The 17688-nt window shown below is 69.0% G+C and carries 20 protein-coding genes, 2 tRNA genes and 1 pseudogene; 14 read left to right on the top strand and 9 right to left on the bottom strand.

All coding sequences use genetic code 11. From position 1 onward, the window contains the following. The first annotated feature begins 88 nt into the window (after window positions 1–88). The 9 genes from aroC to AOZ13_RS00990 all read left to right on the top strand — a co-directional run bounded on the left by aroC (window position 89) and on the right by AOZ13_RS00990 (window position 5178). Complete coding sequence (aroC, locus tag AOZ13_RS01025) at window positions 89–1315, top strand: chorismate synthase (protein WP_020221724.1); 1227 nt, start codon at window positions 89–91, stop codon at window positions 1313–1315. Window positions 1316–1383: 68 nt separating this feature from the next. Further along, window positions 1384–2016, top strand: a complete 633-nt coding sequence (locus AOZ13_RS01020) for a uracil-DNA glycosylase (RefSeq protein WP_020221725.1) — start codon at window positions 1384–1386, stop codon at window positions 2014–2016. Between the two features lie 119 nt (window positions 2017–2135). Then, entirely contained in the window at window positions 2136–2894 is a 759-nt protein-coding gene (locus tag AOZ13_RS01015) for a glycosyltransferase family protein (RefSeq protein WP_021779564.1), read from the top strand. Between the two features lie 145 nt (window positions 2895–3039). Next, window positions 3040–3180 carry a rubrerythrin-like domain-containing protein gene (locus tag AOZ13_RS13710; protein ID WP_020222941.1) on the top strand — a complete coding sequence of 47 codons (141 nt, stop codon included), beginning with the start codon at window positions 3040–3042 and terminating at the stop codon, window positions 3178–3180. Between the two features lie 190 nt (window positions 3181–3370). Then, the gene (locus AOZ13_RS01010; protein ID WP_021779563.1) at window positions 3371–3874 is read left to right on the top strand and encodes a response regulator; all 504 of its coding nucleotides are present in this window, start codon (window positions 3371–3373) and stop codon (window positions 3872–3874) included. 70 nt (window positions 3875–3944) lie between these two features. Further along, a tRNA-Ser gene (locus AOZ13_RS01005) sits at window positions 3945–4027 on the top strand. Window positions 4028–4205: 178 nt separating this feature from the next. Continuing rightward, window positions 4206–4532 carry a DUF5785 family protein gene (locus AOZ13_RS01000; protein WP_020221701.1) on the top strand — a complete coding sequence of 109 codons (327 nt, stop codon included), beginning with the start codon at window positions 4206–4208 and terminating at the stop codon, window positions 4530–4532. A gap of 48 nt (window positions 4533–4580) precedes the next feature. Continuing rightward, entirely contained in the window at window positions 4581–5099 is a 519-nt protein-coding gene (locus AOZ13_RS00995) for a GNAT family N-acetyltransferase (RefSeq protein WP_020221700.1), read from the top strand. A 5-nt stretch (window positions 5100–5104) separates the two neighbouring features. Further along, window positions 5105–5178, top strand: a tRNA-Thr gene (locus AOZ13_RS00990). Between the two features lie 279 nt (window positions 5179–5457). On the opposite strand, the gene AOZ13_RS00985 is transcribed toward AOZ13_RS00990, so the two are convergent. The 5 genes from AOZ13_RS00985 to AOZ13_RS00965 are packed head-to-tail and all read right to left on the bottom strand — an operon-like array spanning window position 5458 to window position 10237. Then, window positions 5458–6168 (bottom strand): ABC transporter ATP-binding protein, encoded by a 711-nt coding sequence (locus AOZ13_RS00985; RefSeq protein ID WP_020221699.1) that lies wholly within the window; start codon window positions 6166–6168, stop codon window positions 5458–5460. After that, entirely contained in the window at window positions 6161–6973 is an 813-nt protein-coding gene (locus tag AOZ13_RS00980) for an ABC transporter ATP-binding protein (protein WP_020221698.1), read from the bottom strand. The genes AOZ13_RS00985 and AOZ13_RS00980 overlap by 8 nt, the downstream gene beginning before the upstream one ends. After that, on the bottom strand, window positions 6966–8033 hold the full coding sequence (locus tag AOZ13_RS00975; RefSeq protein WP_020221697.1) for a branched-chain amino acid ABC transporter permease: 1068 nt from the start codon (window positions 8031–8033) through the stop codon (window positions 6966–6968). Before AOZ13_RS00975 ends, AOZ13_RS00980 begins: the two co-directional genes overlap by 8 nt. Further along, entirely contained in the window at window positions 8034–8984 is a 951-nt protein-coding gene (locus AOZ13_RS00970; RefSeq protein ID WP_020221696.1) for a branched-chain amino acid ABC transporter permease, read from the bottom strand. An 11-nt stretch (window positions 8985–8995) separates the two neighbouring features. Beyond that, complete coding sequence (locus AOZ13_RS00965) at window positions 8996–10237, bottom strand: ABC transporter substrate-binding protein (protein WP_020221695.1); 1242 nt, start codon at window positions 10235–10237, stop codon at window positions 8996–8998. 134 nt (window positions 10238–10371) lie between these two features. Here AOZ13_RS00965 and AOZ13_RS00960 point away from each other — a divergent pair. Beyond that, window positions 10372–10605: pseudogene (locus AOZ13_RS00960) on the top strand (hypothetical protein); the annotation flags it as partial. Here the strand turns inward: AOZ13_RS00960 and AOZ13_RS00955 are convergent. Both AOZ13_RS00955 and AOZ13_RS00950 read right to left on the bottom strand, forming a co-directional pair. Further along, the gene (locus tag AOZ13_RS00955; RefSeq protein WP_049933652.1) at window positions 10602–11321 is read right to left on the bottom strand and encodes a helix-turn-helix domain-containing protein; all 720 of its coding nucleotides are present in this window, start codon (window positions 11319–11321) and stop codon (window positions 10602–10604) included. The pseudogene AOZ13_RS00960 and the gene AOZ13_RS00955 overlap by 4 nt on opposite strands. Before the next feature lie 69 nt (window positions 11322–11390). Continuing rightward, a complete protein-coding gene (locus AOZ13_RS00950; RefSeq protein WP_148294548.1) occupies window positions 11391–12878 on the bottom strand; it encodes an MFS transporter in 1488 nt (495 codons plus the stop codon). Between the two features lie 150 nt (window positions 12879–13028). On the opposite strand from AOZ13_RS00950, the gene AOZ13_RS00945 reads away from it, so the two are divergent. The 3 genes from AOZ13_RS00945 (at window position 13029) to AOZ13_RS14315 (ending at window position 16718) form a co-directional block, all read left to right on the top strand. After that, on the top strand, window positions 13029–14042 hold the full coding sequence (locus AOZ13_RS00945) for a DUF5784 family protein (RefSeq protein ID WP_021779558.1): 1014 nt from the start codon (window positions 13029–13031) through the stop codon (window positions 14040–14042). A 39-nt stretch (window positions 14043–14081) separates the two neighbouring features. Beyond that, the gene (locus AOZ13_RS00940; protein WP_021779557.1) at window positions 14082–16463 is read left to right on the top strand and encodes an ATP-dependent DNA helicase; all 2382 of its coding nucleotides are present in this window, start codon (window positions 14082–14084) and stop codon (window positions 16461–16463) included. 84 nt (window positions 16464–16547) lie between these two features. After that, window positions 16548–16718: an HEWD family protein gene (locus AOZ13_RS14315; protein ID WP_020221414.1), complete on the top strand. Its 171-nt coding sequence runs from the start codon at window positions 16548–16550 to the stop codon at window positions 16716–16718. On the opposite strand, the gene AOZ13_RS00935 is transcribed toward AOZ13_RS14315, so the two are convergent. After that, window positions 16699–16923, bottom strand: a complete 225-nt coding sequence (locus AOZ13_RS00935) for a TrmB family transcriptional regulator (RefSeq protein ID WP_044957419.1) — start codon at window positions 16921–16923, stop codon at window positions 16699–16701. The two genes, AOZ13_RS14315 and AOZ13_RS00935, sit on opposite strands and share 20 nt — an antisense overlap. Before the next feature lie 116 nt (window positions 16924–17039). Here AOZ13_RS00935 and AOZ13_RS00930 point away from each other — a divergent pair, with 116 nt between their 5' ends. Further along, on the top strand, window positions 17040–17546 hold the full coding sequence (locus AOZ13_RS00930) for an acyltransferase (RefSeq protein ID WP_020221412.1): 507 nt from the start codon (window positions 17040–17042) through the stop codon (window positions 17544–17546). Here AOZ13_RS00930 and AOZ13_RS00925 read toward each other — a convergent pair. Beyond that, window positions 17543–17686 carry a mechanosensitive ion channel domain-containing protein gene (locus tag AOZ13_RS00925; protein WP_267879314.1) on the bottom strand — a complete coding sequence of 48 codons (144 nt, stop codon included), beginning with the start codon at window positions 17684–17686 and terminating at the stop codon, window positions 17543–17545. The genes AOZ13_RS00930 and AOZ13_RS00925 overlap by 4 nt on opposite strands. Between the last annotated feature and the right edge of the window lie 2 nt (window positions 17687–17688).

Here is a 17688-nt window from a genome sequence, read left to right as displayed (position 1 = left end):
GTCCGTCGACGAACTCCCGGCCGCCGGAGGGGTCCGTTTTTGCGCGTTTTGCAAGGCCTTTAAGCGCGGGCGGCCGAACCTCGTAGTAATGAACGGGAACCGTTTCGGGCGGCTCTTTCAGGTGACGACGTACGGTGAGAGCCACGGGAAGGGGATGGGCGCGACCGTCTCCGGCGTCCCCGCGGGCCTCGAACTCGACGAGGAGGACATCCAGCGCGAACTCGATCGGCGAAAGCCCGGTCAGTCGATGATCTCGACGTCGCGCGGCGAGCCGGACGCGGTGACGATCCAGTCGGGCGTACAGGACGGCTACACGACGGGAACGCCCATCGGTTTGACCATCGAGAACAAGGACGCACGCTCGGGGAAGTACGAGCCGTTCATCACGGCGCCGCGACCGTCGCACGGCGACTTCACGTACTCCGCGAAGTTCGGCACGCGCAACTGGGGCGGCGGCGGGCGTTCGTCCGCGCGCGAGACGGTGAACTGGGTCGCGGCGGGTGCGATCGCGAAGAAGATCCTCCGCGAAAACGGCGTGCGCGTGAAGGCGCACGTGAACCAGATCGACGACATCGAGGCCGGCGAGGTGTCGTGGGAGGAGATGCTCGAACACGCGGAGGAGAACGACGTGCGGTGTGCGGATCCCGAGGCCGCGGCGGCGATGCAGGCACGCATCGAGGAGTATCAGGAGCGCGGGGACTCGATCGGGGGATCGATCTACTTCGAAATCAGGGGCGCGCCGCGGGGACTCGGCGCGCCGCGCTTCGACAGCGTCGAGGCGCGACTCGGGCAGGCGCTCATGTCTGTGCCGGCGTCGACGGCGTTCGAGTTCGGTCTCGGGCGCGACGCGCGCGAGTACAGCGGGAGCGAGCGCAACGAGGACTGGACGTTCGACGAGAACGGGGCGTCCGACGCCTCGGAACGAACGAGCGGTGACGAGCCGCGAGTAGGTGATCCGACGCCCGTCGGCAACGACCACGGCGGTCTCCAAGGTGGTATCACGACCGGCCAGCCGATCTACGGCGAGCTGACGCTGCACGCGCCGACGTCGATTCCCTCGGAGCAGACGACGGTGGACTGGGAGACGGGCGAGGAGAAGACCGCGCAGGTCATCGGCCGCCACGATCCCGTGCTGCCGCCGCGCGGCGTCCCCGTCGTCGAGGCGATGTGCCGGCTGACGATCCTCGACTTCATGCTCCTCGGCGGGCGCATCAACCCCGATCGAATGGACGATCAGCCGGGCGAGTACGACACCGACTACCACCCATCGAGTCCGGAGAACGATCCCGAGGACGCGGAGACGCGCGCGGAGTAGGCCCACGGTTCGACGGGCGATGCTAGGCGAGTCGGCACGCCTTTGCGGGGCGCGCGCGACGTGAGCGCATGGACGTAGCGCAGGAGACTCGGTACAACCCGTTCGGGATGGACGAGGAGTGTCGCAACTGCGAGGGGCTTTGCGACGTCCGCGAGCGCGTCGTCCACGGCTACGGTGACGCGGGCGCGGACTTCGTCTTCGTCGGCGAGCGTCCGAGCGCGGGCGCCGAGCGGACCGGCGTGCCGTTCACGGGCGATCCGGTCGGCGAGCGCTTTCAGGACGTCCTCGGGCAGATCGGCCTGAACCACTCCCTCCCGTCGAGCGAGGAGCCGGAGATCGAGAACGCCTACATCACGTATCTGACACGCTGTCGTCACCCGGAACGGACGCCGACGGACGGGGAGGTCGCGACGTGCGAGCCGTTTCTGAACGCGGACCTCCGGATGATCAATCCCGAGATCATCGTGCCGGTGGGCGAGCGCGCGCTCGCGGAGATCGGCGTGGAGTACACGACGACGCCGGTCGAGGAACTCGACGTCGTCGAGCACCACGCCGAACGGATCCGTGGACGAGGCTTCGAGCTGATGCCGATGATCCACCCGGAGGCGATGACGGACGAGCAGATGGACGCGTTCGTGACGGCGTTCCTCGACCTCAGGGAGACGGATTACCGCCAGACGAAGGGCCGTCGCGGCCGATAGGCTGTGGAGGAGAAGGGGAGACCGGAAATCGGGGACGGAAGAACGGAGTGCCGGGGACGACAGGTACATCGTGCAAGAACAGCGCGGGGTTGAAGGCCGGCGGACGCCGACAGAACGCCATGACGCTCCTCGTCGCAATGGTCGAGCCGCCCCGCGAGGGACTCGTTCTCCCTCGACTGGTGGACACGTCGCCGCTGACGCCGGCCGAGACCGTCGAACTCTATCGCGCGATGACCAAGGACCTCCTGCGCGCCGGCGCGGACAGCGGGGGCGATCTCCTCGTGAACTATCGCCCGGACGACCTGCTTCCGGAGCCGTACGTCCGAGAACGGTCGAGCGAGGCGGCGGTCCGCGATCTCGCCGCCGAGGCGCTCGACGAGGACGAGATGGCGGAGGCACGTTTCGAGGTGCAGGTCGGATCGAGCCGCGAGGCTCGCGTGGGGAACACGGTGACGCACCTCCTCGAAGCGGAAGACCAGACGTCCGTCGCGGTGGCGGATCCGGTCGCACCGCTGCTCGATCGGTCGGCGCTCGACGCGGCGGCGATGAAACTGCGGCGACGCGACGTCGTCCTCGGGCCGGCCGCGGACGGCCGGGTCCACTACGCGGCGTTCGGGACGCCGATCGACTTCGCGGGGGCGTACGCCGTCCCGGAACTGGAGACGCTGACGGCGCGGGCGCGCGACGCCGACCTCGACGTGGACTTCCTGCCGCCGTCGGTGACGGTGCGGACGGGCGCGGACCTGCGGACGCTCATCCCGCGCGTCGTGGCGCGCCGTCGCGCCGGCCGGTCGGTGCCCGCGCACACGGCCGCGTTCCTCGACGACCTCTCGGTCCGGGTCGTCGAGAAATCCGGTGAGCGGACGCTCGTCCGCTGAGGAAGTGATATTCGAAGGGACCGGTGTTCGATCGAGTCGGTGTTCGGTCGTTTCGGTGTTCGATCGAGTCGAGACGTGGACAGCCGATGCGCGAACGAGTGCGATCCGGGAAACGCTTATTGCGTGTCGGGTGCTATCCGTTAGCATGCGACCGACGGTCGAGACGGAGGACAGTCGAACGTACGAGTGTCTCCGCTGTGGGGCGCGCGTCGTCGCTCCGGAGACGCGGGTCTGTGAGGCGTGTGGTGGGCCGCTCCAGAGCCTCTCGCGGAGCCGAGACCTCTAGAGACCGAGCGGTAGGTCATCGGGGCCGCCCGCGAGCCGTGGCGCCGCCGATTCGTTGCCCCGTCGGACCGGGATGACGACCCGAGTGACCGAAACCGTTAGGAGGGCGTTCCCCCTTCGGAATGGTACGCGCGTATGTCACGAATAGTGGGCGTCCGACGGGCGTCCGGAGGAACCATCCGATGGCGTTGATGATCTGTGAGGCGTGTTCGACAGCGCAGAACTTCTCGATCCTGCGCTCGGACGCGACGTGTCAGGTCTGCGGTGCCGGCGAGGAGTTCCTCGTGCCGATTTCGGAGTCCGACGAAGCGGCCGCCGGCGACCGGACGAACACCATCCTACTCGCCGACGACAACGACGAGCTCCGCGAGACGTTCCGGCTCTGGCTGTCCGGCGACCGCTGGGACTGCCGGAGCGCCGCGGACGGCGAGGCGGCGCTCGCCGCCGCTGACGCCGACGTCGACGTGCTCGTCCTCGACCGCCGGATGCCCAACCTCGCGGGCGCCGAGGTCGTCGAGCGACTCACCGACACCACCTTCGACGGACAGATCCTCGTCGTGAGCGCCTACGAGCAGGACATGCATCTGAACGAATCGGACGTCGCGGGCTACCTCACGAAGCCCATCCGCCGCCAGACGTTCGTCGACACGCTGGATCGGGTGGTCTCGGACGAGGGCGAACCGACCGACGGGTAGCATCCGTCGCGCGCGCGACGGGACGAAGCCGAAAACCGCATACGGCATCGACGAGAACGAGCCATCACGCGGTGAGGTGGCGGAGCGGCCTATCGCGCCGGTCTTGAAAACCGGTGGCATTCAGCCTCCTGGGTTCGAATCCCAGCCTCACCGTTTCTGTCGAACAACGTGAGACGAACGGGACGCTGGATTCGAGCATACGAGACGATCACTGGGAGTCTCGTCCAGTTCGAATCCCAGCCTCACCGTTTCCCTTCTGACGCGGCGATCGGACTCGACGACCCGTTCGTGGAGAGTAACCGTTTTGGGTACCCCTACCGCACGACGATGTATGGAGGACATGTACGACGAGTCGGGCCGGGACTGGCCGCACGACCCCGACGGCGAGGAGGGCAGCGAGGGCGGACGCAAGTACGGGATGGCCGTCCTCTCGAAGAAGGTCGACGAGGACGAGGACTTCCCGCTCGAGAAGGACGAGTTCGTCGCGGAGTACGGCGACGAGCCCGTGCGGATCAACTACCAGCGGGTCGTCTCCGTCGCGGACATCTTCGAGCACGTCGAGGCAGACGAGTACGACGACAAAGTCGACTTCTGGAAGCAGGTCGGGGAGGGAATGCGCTCGGGCGACATCTGGGACTACCACCCGACCGGCGAGTGACGCGGCGCGAGCGACGCCACTAAGGCCGGCGCGCCCGTCCTCTCGACGATGGCGCGACGCGAACCGGACGGCGTGCGAATCGAAGGGGCGACCATGGACGATCTCGACGCGCTCGTCGATCTCTGGGTCGCCCTCGTCGCCGACCAGCGCGCGCACGGCACGCACCTCCTCGCGGAGGCGAACCGCGCGACCGCACGCGACGTCCTCTCGCAGTACATCGCCACCGATCGAGCGGTCGTCGCGCGCACGCTCAGGACCGACGCCCCCGTGGGGTTCGCCATGTACCACGTCGAGACCGGACTCTACGATGAGGACGTCGATCGCGGCGTCGTCGATAACGTCTACGTCGAGTCGGACCAGCGAGAACGCGGGATCGGAAGCGCGCTGCTCGACGCCGCCGAGGGCGCCCTCCGCGACGCCGGCGCGGACGTCCTCTCGATCTCCGTGATGGCGGACAACGACCGGGCGCGCGCCCTCTACGAGGAACGCGGCTATCGCCCCCAACGCCACGTCCTCGAGAAGCCGGGGGAAAGCGATACGCACACAAGGAAGGCCGACGAACCCTGAGACGCGCCAAGGGAGCTTGGGCGGTTCAAGCACTCGATTTGTAATCGAGAATTCGAGGGTTCAAATCCCTCCCTTGGCTTCCGACCGAATGTTCAGAATCCGCGCCTGAGGCGGCTGGATCCGACTCATGGGCGATCCGATAGCGTCGCGATCGCCCGCGATTCGAGAGGGAGCGAAAAGACGCGAAAGAAGTGAGGGGACGCGAGCGAACGACGTTCGCGTGCTATCCGCCGAGGTAGAGTTCCGCGACCTCAGGGTCGTTCATCAGCTCCCACTTTTTTCCCGCTCGGGTCCGCGTCGCGGACCACTCGCGGCAAAAACCTGGGCTAAAAAGGCGCGAGCGAACGACGTTCGCGTGCTATCCGCCGAGGTAGAGTTCCGCGACCTCAGGGTCGTCCATGAGTTCGGCGGCGTCGTCGTGGTACGCGACGCGGCCCTGATCGAGGACGTAGCCGCGATCGCTGATGGCGAGACCCTGCCGGGCGTTCTGCTCGACCATGAGGATCGCGGTGCCGAGGTCGTTGACGGCGGCGACGTCCTCGAAGACCTCCTGTGCGGTGTTGGGCGCGAGACCCGCGGAGGGCTCGTCGATGAGCAACACGTCGGGGTCGGTCATGAGCGCGCGGGCGAACGCGAGCACCTGTCGCTGCCCGCCGGAGAGCGTTCGGGCCTTCGCGGTGCGCTTCTCGCGGAGCAAGGGGAAGCGCTCGTAGAGTTCCTCGACGCGTGCGCCGACGCCGCCGTCGCGGGAGACGCCGCCGATCTTGAGGTTCTCCGCGATCGTGAGGCTCCCGAAGACGTTCTCGGTCTGTGGGACGAAGCCGACGCCGAGGCGGACGACGTCCTCGGGGGGCGTGCCGCCGATCTCCTCGCCGCGGAGTCGGACGCTCCCCGACCACGGTTCGAGGAGACCGAACGCCGTCTTCAGCGCGGTGGATTTCCCCGCGCCGTTCGGGCCGACGAGACAGACGATCTCGTCCGCCTCCAGACGGATGTCGAGTCCGTTCAGCACCTGCACGTCGCCGTACCCCGACTCGACGCCGTCGAGTTCGAGGACGGGATCACTCATCGAGCGGTCCCCCGAGGTACGCGTCGATGACGCGGTCGTCCGTCCGCACCGAACCCGGATCGCCCTCGACGAGCACGCTGCCCTGATCGAGGACGACGATCGGATCGGCGAGATCCATGATGAAATCCATGTCGTGTTCGATGACGAGGAAGGTGATACCGTCGTCGTTGAGGTCGCGGATGAACCCCTTGAGCTTGTTCGCGAGCGTCGGATTGACGCCGGCGATCGGTTCGTCGAGCAGGAGAATGTCGGGATCGGTCATCGTCGCCCGCGCGAGTTCGACGAGCTTCATCTGCCCGCCGGAGAGTTCGGTCGCGGGCGTGTCGGCGAACCGCGCGATCTCGAAGCGTTCGAGGGTCTCCATGGCGCGTTCGAGGTTCGCTCGCTCCTCGGCCACCACCTGCCCCCGATTGGTGAAGACGGAGAGGACGCTCTCGCCCGTCTGGTGTTGTGGGCCGACGAGCATGGCCTCGCGGACGGTCATCCCTTCGAGCTTCCGCGGGGTCTGGAACGTCCGGACGAGTCCGGCGTTCGCGACCGCGTGCGGTTCCGCGCCCGTGACGGCCGTACCGTTCACGCGGACCGTCCCGCCGTCGGGTTCGTAGAAGCCGGAGACGAGGTTGAACAGCGTCGATTTCCCGGCGCCGTTCGGGCCGATGAGTCCCGTGATGGTGCCGCGTTCGACGTCGAGATCGACGTCGTCCGTGACCTGAAGGCCGCCGAAGGCTTTCTCCAGCCCGCGGACTTCGAGGACGGGATCGGGCTTCCCCGTGACGGGACCGTCCGCGATCGCGTCGTCACTCATCGTTTCCCTCCGTCGTGCCGGGCGTGATGAGTTCGTGCTGTGCCGGGAGGACGCCCTCTTGGCGGGCGTACATCACCGCGATGATGAGGACGCCGATGACGAGCAGGCGGACGGCGGCCGAGGGGAAGTTCGAGGGGAGGACGCCGCCGAGGAAGCGCGTCCCCTGCACGATGAGGACGAGGACGAGACCGCCGAAGAACGCCCCGCGATTCGATCCGCTGCCGCCGAGGATGACGGCGATCCAGACGTAGAAGGTCTGGGTCGGATCGAGCGCGCCGGGCGTGATGGCGAGCTGGAGGTGGGCGTAGAAGACGCCGGCGAGCGCCATGACGACGCAGCCGACGACGAACGCCTCCATCTTGAAGCGGAACGCGTTCTTCCCGAGGGCTTCAGCGAGGTCCTCGTCCGCGCGAATAGTGCGGACGGTGCGCCCCCACGGCGAGAGGTGGAGACGCCGGAGCGCCCAGTACGTCACGCCGACGAAGACGGCGACGAGGCAGACGTCGAGAGCGTAGGTCGGCGCGCCGCGGGGGACGTCGCCGAGGATCGGCCACGTGCCGAAGAAGAGCGGGAGACCGAGGATCCCGCTCGGGCCGTTCGTCCACGTGCTCTGATTGTTGATGACGCTGCGGATGACCTCGGCGAGACCGAGCGTGGCGATCGCGAGGTAGTCGGAGCGCAGGCGGAGCGTCGGGATCCCGATGATCACGGCGACGGCGGCGGCGAGCGCGAGGCCGACGACGAGACCGACGATCGGATCGACGGTGAAGCCGAGCGGGCTGTCGCGCGCGGAGACGAGCGCGGTGCCGTACGCGCCGAGCCCCCAGAACGCGGCGACGCTGAAGTCGATGAGTCCGGCGTAGCCCCAGTGGACGTTCAGCCCGAGCGAGAGGAGGACGTACATCCCGGCGAGCGCGAGCAGGTAGAGTCCGTAGGAGAGGTTGATGACGCCGGAGGCGACGCCGAGGACGAAGAGGACGAAGAGGACGCCGACCGACCACGCGACGTTCGATTCGGCGTCGGTGAGACCGGCGTACCACGCGCGTATCGGATTCGTCATTCAGACCGCCTCCCCCATGATGCCCCGCGGGCGCAGGAGCAGGATGGCGACCATGATGAGGAAGGCCACCGTGTTCGCGTACTGCGCGTTGATCGGGACGCCGTACGTGGAGAGCGCGGGCACCAGCTCGTGGATCACGCCGATGACGAGTCCCCCGATCATCGCGCCGTAGACGCTTCCGATGCCGCCGAGGATGACGGCGGCGAAGACGACGAGCAGGAGGTTGAATCCCATGAGCGGCTGGAGGCGGAGGCTCAGGCCGAGGAAGACGCCCCCCGCACCGGCGAGTCCGGCGCCGATCGCCCACGTGGCATCGACGATGCGGTTCGTCCGAATCCCCGACGCGCGCGCGAGATCGCGGTTGTCCGAGGTGGCGCGCATCTGTCGCCCGAGGCTCGTGTATTGGAGGAGGACGTGGAGTGCGGCGACGAGCGCGATGGTGGCGACGACGACGACGACGTCGCGCGCGGTCACGGCGACGCCGAGCGCGCCGAAGCCGGGTAGCGGCCCGGAGCGCGGGAGCGCGTAGGCCTGCTGGATGTTACCGAAGAGGATCTGGACGATGGCGCGCATGACGAACGCGACGCCGATGCTCGCGATGAGGAGACCGACCGCGCTCGTGTCGAGCTTCGAGTAGACGAGGCGCTCGCTCGCGATGGCGACGATGGCGGCGACGACCATTCCGACGGCGAGCGCGACGACGAACGCCGCGGGACCGCCGAGGAGACCGGCGAGACCGCCGCCGGCGGTCGCGTTCCCGCCGCCGACGAGGAGCGCGGACGTCCCCGAGAACGCGAGGAGCGCGGCGTACGCGCCGACGGTCATCGTGTCGCCGTGCGCGAAGTTCGCGAATCCGCGGATGCTGTACACGAGACTGAGACCGATGCTCGCGAGGACGATGACGCCGCTGTAGACCAGTCCGTTGACGAGATATTGGAGTGTTGCTGACATACGTGCCCTTCTTACGTCGAGACGAAGCCGGTGGACACGTAGGAGTGGTCTTGGACCCCGAAGACCTGCAGGTAGGCCTCCGGATCGCCGTTCTCGTCGAGGTCGATCGGGCCGCTCACGCCCTGATAGTCGATGTCGCTCGCGCTCCCGCCGTCCGCGACGACGTCGTGGGCGGCCTCGTACGTCTTGACTTTCTGCCCCTCGGGGCGAGTGACGTCGCGGACGACGTCGCTGAGCGCCTTCCCCGTGAAGTCGTCGGCGACCTGAATGGAGAGCGCGGCGGTGACGACGCAGTCGTAGGTGTACGCGGACCACGCCGTCGGCTCGCTCCCGTACTCGTCCGTGAACGCCGAGGCGAACTGCTTGTAGTTGTCCTGATCGACGGCCGCGGACGGGGCGACGACCTTCATGCCGTCGATGCTCCCCTTCGGGGTGTTCTGAATGACCTTCGTCCCCTTCACGGAGTCCGCGCCGTAGTAGTCGATGTCCTCGTTGCTGTACCCCTGATCGTAGGCCTCCTGCGCCATCGTCGTGAACTCGGGTTGGTAGGTGATGAACACCCACGCGTCCGCGCCCGACTGGTGCATCGCGGTGATGACGCTGGAGTAGGACGCCTGTCCCTGATCGTGGGCGGCGTCGTACGCGATCTCGCCCGAGAAGGACGACCTGAAGGCGTCGGCGATCCCCGAGCCGTACTCGTTGTTGATGTACGTCAGCGCGACGCTGTCGTGGCCGTCCTTCGAGACGAGGTCGGCGATCGCCGACGATTGGGTCTTCCCGGTCGGACTCATGCGGAGGAGACCGGGGTAGTCGGTGAGCTTCGGTCCCGTGGAGTTCTGACTGAGCTGAACGACGTCGGTCCCCTTGATCACGGACTCGTAGATGGCGATGCTGACCCCGGAGCCGACCGTGCCGATGAGGAAGGGGACGCCGCTCTGATTGACGAGTTTCTGCGCGGCGGAGACGCCGCCCTGATTCGTCGATTGGGAGTCCTCGACGGAGAGCGAGAGCGTCCCGTCCTTCACGCCCACGTCGTTCACGTCGCTCAGCGCGAGCGTCCGCCCGCGCTCGTTGCGCGTGCCGAACTCGGAGAGCGACCCCGTCTGCGCGTCGACCATGCCGATGGTGTAGGTGTCGCTCCCACCGTCCCCGCCCGATCCACCGCCGGTACAACCGGCGAGCGCGGCCGTCCCGGTCACCCCCGCGATCTTCAGGAAGTCACGACGGTCGAACGAATTGGTGTGTGATGCCATGTAACGACCATCAGTAGCCGAAGGCGGGAAATAACGTTGTCCCCGACCATGGACGGGTGTCGGTCCGCGCCGGACGGGCGCGAAACGAACGGACGTCGACTCGCCGAAAGCGGCGGTGAACGCGCGTTCTCGCGGAACACCTCGCGTACCTCTTCGAGCACTACGACGGCGGCGAGATCGCGGTCGGGAGCCACGACCCGGCGATGATCGACTACGCGAAGCCGCTCCACGACGAGTACGGGATGTCGCAGTACGTCACCTACGGCGGCAAGTGGTTCCGGTACTTCTACCGGCGCGTCATGGAACGCAAGGGGAACCTCCGCTTCGCCGCGCGCGCGCCGTCCTCACCTAGAGGGATCGAGACCTAGGGATCGAGGAGCTTCGCCTCGGCCTTCCGGAGGTGTTCGAGGAACGTCGTCTTCGCCACGCCCTGTTTCGCCGCGAGCTCGCGGACCGTGATCGCCCGCGGCCACGAGTAGTACCCCTCGGAGCGCGCGAGCTCGTAGGCGTCGCGCTGGGCCTCTGAGAGGCGATCGACCCGGCGAAGCGTCGACCCACGCGGTGGGCCGCTCGACGAGATTCGCGTCACCTCGATCTCCGCGTCGCGCGTCTCGCGGATCTCCTCGAGTGCGGCTTCGAGTTCCGCGCGGCTACCGCGGTAGAAGACCGGCCAGAACTCCACGCCGTCGACGATCCGGATGGGCTGGTCGTGGAGGAAGCCGCGCGAGACGAACGCGTCGTTCACGGAGTGTCCCGGCTCCTCCTCGACGAACAGCTCCCGGGCCGCGCCGCCGGCCTCGGGCGTCGCCTCGCGCGAACCGTAGCGCTCCTCGAGTTCGAGGACGGAACGGGTGCGCTCCGAGTCGCGGATCGCCGCGACGAGCGCGTCGACCTCGGCCGCCGTGTCACCGTACGCCGTGAAGAGGCTCCGGACGTTCCCGTCCGAGGTCCGGTAGACGGCGTGCGCGAGCAGCCCGCCCGCCGTCTCCGCCGTGACCTCGATCGACCAACAGCCCGGGTGCCAGACCGTCAGGGTCAACTGGAGACCCGAGGCGTCCCCCACCGACGCCGTCGTATCGCTCACGCGATCGTGTACGGCGCGGCCGTATGTGGGCCTTTCGCAAAGACAGCGGCGCCGCGAACGCGCGGCGATTCACGAGTCCGTCACGGCCGCCGTCGCGTCCGCGTCCGCGTCCGCGTTCCCGTCGCGATCGGCGGCTCGTCCGAGAGCGAACACGACCGCGCCGCCGACGACGACGAGCGCGCCGGCGACGCCGAACGTGAGGAGGTAGTCGGTGCGGGCGGCGAGCCAGCCACCGAGGAGACCCCCGACGCCGCCGGCGCCCGAGGAGAGCGCGGTGTAGAGTCCGAGGGCGGCGCCGCGACGGCCCGGCGCGGCGTAGCGCGCGACGAGCGTGTTCGCGGTGACGGCGACGACGGCCCACGAGAGGCCGACGACGACGTTGAGGGCGGCGACGCCGACGAGGCTGGTGACCGAGGGCGCGCCGAGCGCCGACGCCGCGGCGGCGACGGCGGGGAACGCGACGGCGCGGAAGCCGAGCGCGCCCGTCTGGAGGCGCCGGAGATCGTAGCGGTCGGCGAGCGCGCCCGCGCCCGCGTAGAACGCCGCGGAGGAGAGGCTGGAGACGACGTAGAGCGCGTAGACGGCGTCGTCGCCGTAGCCGACGCCCGCGAGGAAGTCGGGGAGCGGCGCGCTGAAGACGCTGAAACCGGCGAAGAAGACGGAGACGGCGGCGAGGTAGACCGCGAGCGGGCGGCCGACGCCGCCGAGGAGCGCGCGCGGGTTCGACGTCCGGGCGAGCGAGACGAGCCGCCCGGGGAGGAGCGGGCTGAGCGTCCCGCGAACGGTGCGGAGGACGCGCGGACGGCGGGCGAGGTCGGCGGTATGCGGTGCGCCGCCGGCCGACGGCAGCCAGCGCGCGGCCGCGAGCGTCGCCGCGGCGAGGAGGAGGACGCAGACGAGGAGGAGCGAGCGCTGGACGGGGAGGGGGGCGGGACCGACGCTCGCGCCGCCCGGGAGGACGACGGACGACGACGCGAGCGGGGCGAGGAGACCGCCGGTGAGGCGCGTCCAGACGGCGCCGAGGACGAGACCGCCGGCCCACCCGTACCCCTGATAGCGGTTGAGGCGGGCGATGCGGGCGTTCCACTCGCGCTCGGGGGCGTCGGCGAGGATGAGCGTCGTGAAGACCGGCGTGGCGCTCGCGACGCAGAGCCAGAGCGCGGCGTCGACGAGGATCACGGCGCCGACGGTGTCGAGGAGCGGGAGGATCGCGGTGGCGACCGTGATGCCGCCGAGACCGGCGAGCGCGAACGGGCGATAGCGGCCGGTGCGATCGATGAGACTCCCGACGCCGAGGGCGCCCGGCACCATCGCGATCGACGTCGCGAACCAGCAGATGCCGAGGTCGAAGGCGGTGCCGCCGAGTCCGACGACGAAGAGCGGGACGAGGAGCGAGAGCGCGCCGATGGCGACGTTCGCGCCCGCCCACGCGGAGAGCCACTGATCGGTGGCGGTGTCGCGCACGCCGCAGGCTGGGACCGTCGGGGGCAAAAGCGGATCGCACTCGCGGCGATTCGGGGTCGAGCGAGAACCCCGACGCTCCGCACGACTTGACACCCGGTCGCAGCGACTGCGACGCCCGCGGCGCCCGCGAGGGCGACGGCGTCCTGCAGTGCCCGGCGCGTGACGCCGTCCTCTATCGGCCGCTCACGTCGGCCTGACGCGCTCGACGGAAGACGTAAACGAGCGGGCGGTCTATCCACGCTCGTGGCTCAGCCGCTTCGGTTCAGGCGCTCGAACGAATCGTGGACTCCGGGACGGGTCCGCGAAGAACTGCTGGCTGACCTCGACGCGAACATCGGCGCGGCGGCGACGTCGCCGTGGTATCGGCCGCCGTCGGGGTACGCGGCGCGGCGCTTCGAGATGGACAACGGAGACGTCGCGCTGTTCGCGTACCGCGAGGACGGTGACGGCGCGTACTGGCTCGGGAACACGGAGACGCCGAGCGTCCTCTGGCGGACGGAGAAGGAGAGCTTCACGGAGGCGCCGTTCGACGTCTCGCGTTGGGCACAGCGCGAACTGCTCGCCGGTCTCCACGAGGAGGCCACGTGGCTCGCCGACTACACCTACCTCTCGTGGTTCTTCCTCCCCGTGCTCTGCTCGAAGGACGGCCGCGAGACCACCCGGACCTTCTTCCGCGAGCACGCGGCGGGGTTCCCGGACGCCGACCGGGACGCGGCGCTCGGCTTCTACGACGACTTCCTGAAGACCGGCGTCTTCGAGGAGTACCGCCACGTGATGGCGGGCAAGCTCGGCACCTCCGAATACCTCGATCTGACGCGGACCGCGGCCGCGATGGGCGAGTTCGACGCCGCGTGGCTCCTCGCCGAGTCCGGCTACGACGTCACGCCCGAGATCGAGGTGACGACCGGGCACTCCCTCGACTTCCGCGCGGAGCGCGCGGGCGAATCGGACGCCCACCTCGTCGAGGTGACGCGCCCCCTGCCGGTCGACGAGCGCTCGGCCGGGACGCCCGCGGCCGCCGTGCGCGACACCGTCGCGACGAAGACCGACGGCCAACTCGCGAAACACGGCGGCGGCGCGACGCTTCTCGTGGACTGTTCGAGCTTCCCGGACGACGACTGGCGCGCGCTGCTCGCCGAAGAGCCGGACGTCCAACACCGACCGGCGGTCGTCTTCCGCGTGCGCCCGAGCGGGCGCGTCGAGGGATACGCGAAGGGCGCGGTGCCGCTCGACCTCGATTTCGATCTCGACCGCTGATCCTGACACTCAAATGCGAGCGGGTCCCAGTTTCGACGAATGAGCGACGCCGACGTCGGCGGCGAGACGGGGACCGCGTGGCGCGAGCGGTTCGGCTTCGACGAACCCTACGACAACCAAGCGGACGCCATCGAGGCGGCCATCGACGTCGGGCGCGAGAACGGCTATCTCGCGATGGAGGGCGCCTGCGGGACGGGCAAGACGATGGCGGCGCTGACGGCCGCCGCGACGCTCTGCGACGCGGGCGTCTACGAGAACGTCCTCGTCGTCACGCCCGTCAAACAGCAGCTCCGGCAGTTCGTCGACGACCTCCGGACGATGAACGCGGGGAGCGACGATCCCCTGCGGAGCGTGGCGCTCGTCGGCAAACGCGACCTCTGTCCGTACGGCCGCGAGGACGTCTTCCCGGCCGAGGTCGGCGTCCACGACCGCTGTGAGGATCTGCGGGAGACGACCGCCGGACTCGTTGAGGCGGGCGATGAGGGATCGCGATACGACGGCGCGGAGATCGACGATCTCACCGCGATCCGGACCGACGAGGATCTCGATGACGCGTGGTGGGATCCCGTGACGGCGCGCGACCTCGCGAAGAGCGCGCGTCCGGGCCGGGAGTCCATCGATCAGTCGACGCTGGAGACGGCGGGTGCGAGTTCGCCGTACGTCCCCGTCCAGCCGAGCGCGGATGCGGAGTTCGACGCGGACGAGCCGCTGTTCTGTCCGTTCGAGGCGGACTGGTACGGGCGCAATCGCGGATCGCCGATCGATTTCACTGCGGGCGAGGAGCGCGTCGTCACGTCGCGCGACCTCCTGCCCGCGGCCGTCGAGGCCGGGACGTGTCCCCATCGCGTGCAGAGCGTGCTTCTGGAGACCGCAGACGTGATCGTCGGGAACTACAACCACCTTTTCGACCCGCAGAGCCGGCCGCTCCTCGAGGGCGTGGTCGGCGAGGACACGTTCGTCATCGTGGACGAGGCCCACCGCATCGAGGAGCGCGTGCGCGACCTGCTCTCCGAGCGCGTCGGCCGGCAGACGCTTCGGCGGGCGCGCAACGACATGAGCGATCTCGTCGCGCGGGCGAATCAGAGCGAGAGCGCGAAGGAGGAACTCGCCGCGCACCTCGCGGACTTCGACGTGACGGTCGGCGACGTGAAGCGCGCGCGGGACTTCTACGACGACGTCGCGGCGTGGCTGACGGGCGAGGTGACCCAGCGGCTCGACGAGGAGTTCGGGAGCGAGCGGGACTGGCCGGCGCGCGACGTCGAACTCCCGCTGCGCGATCCGGACGTCGCCGAGCCGGACGACCTGACGCGGTGGGCGGAGCGCGAGGGGTACACGGGCGATCTGTGGCGGCGCCTCCGAACCGTGGGGACGGCGGTCGAGGACGTCCTCGACGAGGAGGAGCGCGCGACGGTCTGCGAGGCCGTCGGGAGCGCGTTCACGAACTGGTGGGAGCGCGATCACGCGACGCACTTCCGCGAGATCGAACTCGAACACGCGCCCAAGGAAGCCCCCTCGGGCGAGCCGTGGGAGGCGACGTACACGGCGGGAGTCGTGACGTACAACTGCATGCCGGGCGAGGCGGTGCGCGACGTGTTCGCCGCCCTCGGCGGGGGCGTGTTGATGTCCGCGACGCTCGAACCGATCGACGTCTTCCGGGAGGTCGTCGGATTGGACGCGCTCGCGGGCGACGGCGACGAGTCGCGGCCGGTCGCGGAGCGCTCGTACGACCTGCCGTTCCCCGAGGAGAACCGGGCGTCGTGGACGGTGGCGGCCGAGGCGTTCACCGCGCGGAATCGCGGGGAGCCGACGAGCGAGAACGCGAACGCGACGCGCGAGCAGTACCGCTACGTCCTGCGAACGCTCGCGCGGAGCCACGGGAACGTCCTCGTCTGCATGCCGAACTACCGGGAGGCGGCGTGGGCGGGCGACTACCTCGCGGACGCGGTGGACAAGGAGGTGCTCGTCGATTCGAGTTCGAGCGACGAGGAGACCGAGCGACTGAAGCGCGCGTTCTTCCGCGGGCCGGGGAAGGTGCTCGTCACCTCCACGCGGGGGACGCTGACGGAGGGCGTCGATTACGACGGCGATAAACTCCACTGCTGTGCGGTCGTCGGCGTCCCGCTGGTGAACGTCGCGTCGCCGCGGATCCGGGCGGTGAAGCGGGCGTACGCGGACGCCTTCGGCGAGGCGAACGCCTTCGAGTACGCGCTCACCGTCCCCGCGGTGCGCCGGTCACGACAGGCGATCGGGCGCGTCGTCCGGGGACGCGACGAGCGCGGCGTCCGCGTCTTCGTCGACGAGCGCTACACGGCGGACGCTCCGCGATCCGTCCACGACTACCTCGGTGCGGAGGAGCGCGGGGAGTTCGTCCGGATGACGCCGGAGTTCCTCGGACCGAAGCTCGACGGATTCTGGCAGTAACGACCGTGAGGAACCCGCGATCGGGCGTGACAATCCTTGCCTCAGAAGCGTAGGCTTTTACTCGTCGACGCATTACGTATGCGTATGAGTCTCACCATTCGATCCCCCGACGAACGATCCTGCGTGCGATGCGGACGAACGGAGTCGTGGAACGAGGACGTCAACGCGTGGCGCGTCCCCGACGGAGCCGAGGGCGAGGTCGCCTGCATCCACGACTGGGACGTCACCGGCGAGTTCAGGCCGGTCGAGCGGTAACGTACTTCTCGCCGTCGCGATCGACGACGCCGCGCTCTCGCAGCGTCTTGAGGACGCTGAACAGCGTGATTCGCTGGAGGTCGAGGCCGTCGCGAAGCTCGTCGAGGGTCGCGCCCTCGTGGAACTGCAAGAAGAGATAGACGAGCTTGCCCCGCGCCGATTCGACCGCTTCGGGAATTCCCTTCGGCATCTGTCGCGCTTGCATCTCGTTGCACGTACGATGGGGTACGACGACCATAAATCCTGTCTACGACGGACGTCGAAAACCGGGGCGGGCGTGCGGGCGCGGGTTTCACGACCACGGGGCGACGAACGACGCGTATGAGCGATCGCCGCCACGACAGACTGGCGCGCCACCCGACGCCCGGCGTCCGGAACGCCCTCCGCCACTGGCCGGACGCGAAGGGACCGCTGCGCGTCGCGTTCAACTACGCCTGCATCGTGATCGCACGTCACTCGCCGAGCCTCCGGCTGAAGGTCGCCCTCTACCGGCTCCTCGGGATGACCGTCGGCGACGGCGTCTCCTTCGGGCTGGAGGCGACGCCCGACGTCTTCTTCCCCGAACTGCTCGCCGTCGAGGACGACGCCATCGTCGGCTACGACGCCACACTCCTCTGTCACGAGTTCCTCCAAGACGAGTACCGGACGGGCGAGATCGTCGTCGGCGAGCGGGCGATGATCGGCGCGGGCGCCGTCGTCCTCCCGGGCGTCACGATCGGGCGCGACGCGCAAGTCGCGGCGAACTCGCTCGTCGTCGAGGACGTCCCGCCGGAGACGACGGTGGCGGGCGTGCCGGCGGAAGAACTCGAACGCGACGACCGAGACTAGCGCTCCTTCACGACGCCGTACTCGAAGACGTGCGCGTTCGGCACGACGTGCTCGATGCCGTCGTCCTCGACGTGAGTGACGAAGACGTCCATCTCCTGAACGATGCCGCTCGTCTCGCCGATGCGGACGCGGTCCCCGATCC

Source organism: Halarchaeum acidiphilum MH1-52-1 (assembly GCF_000474235.1).
Classification (GTDB): Archaea; Halobacteriota; Halobacteria; order Halobacteriales; family Halobacteriaceae; genus Halarchaeum; species Halarchaeum acidiphilum.
The sequence above is the reverse complement of the archived record's forward strand: the minus strand, read 5'-3'. Positions and strand labels throughout refer to the sequence as shown.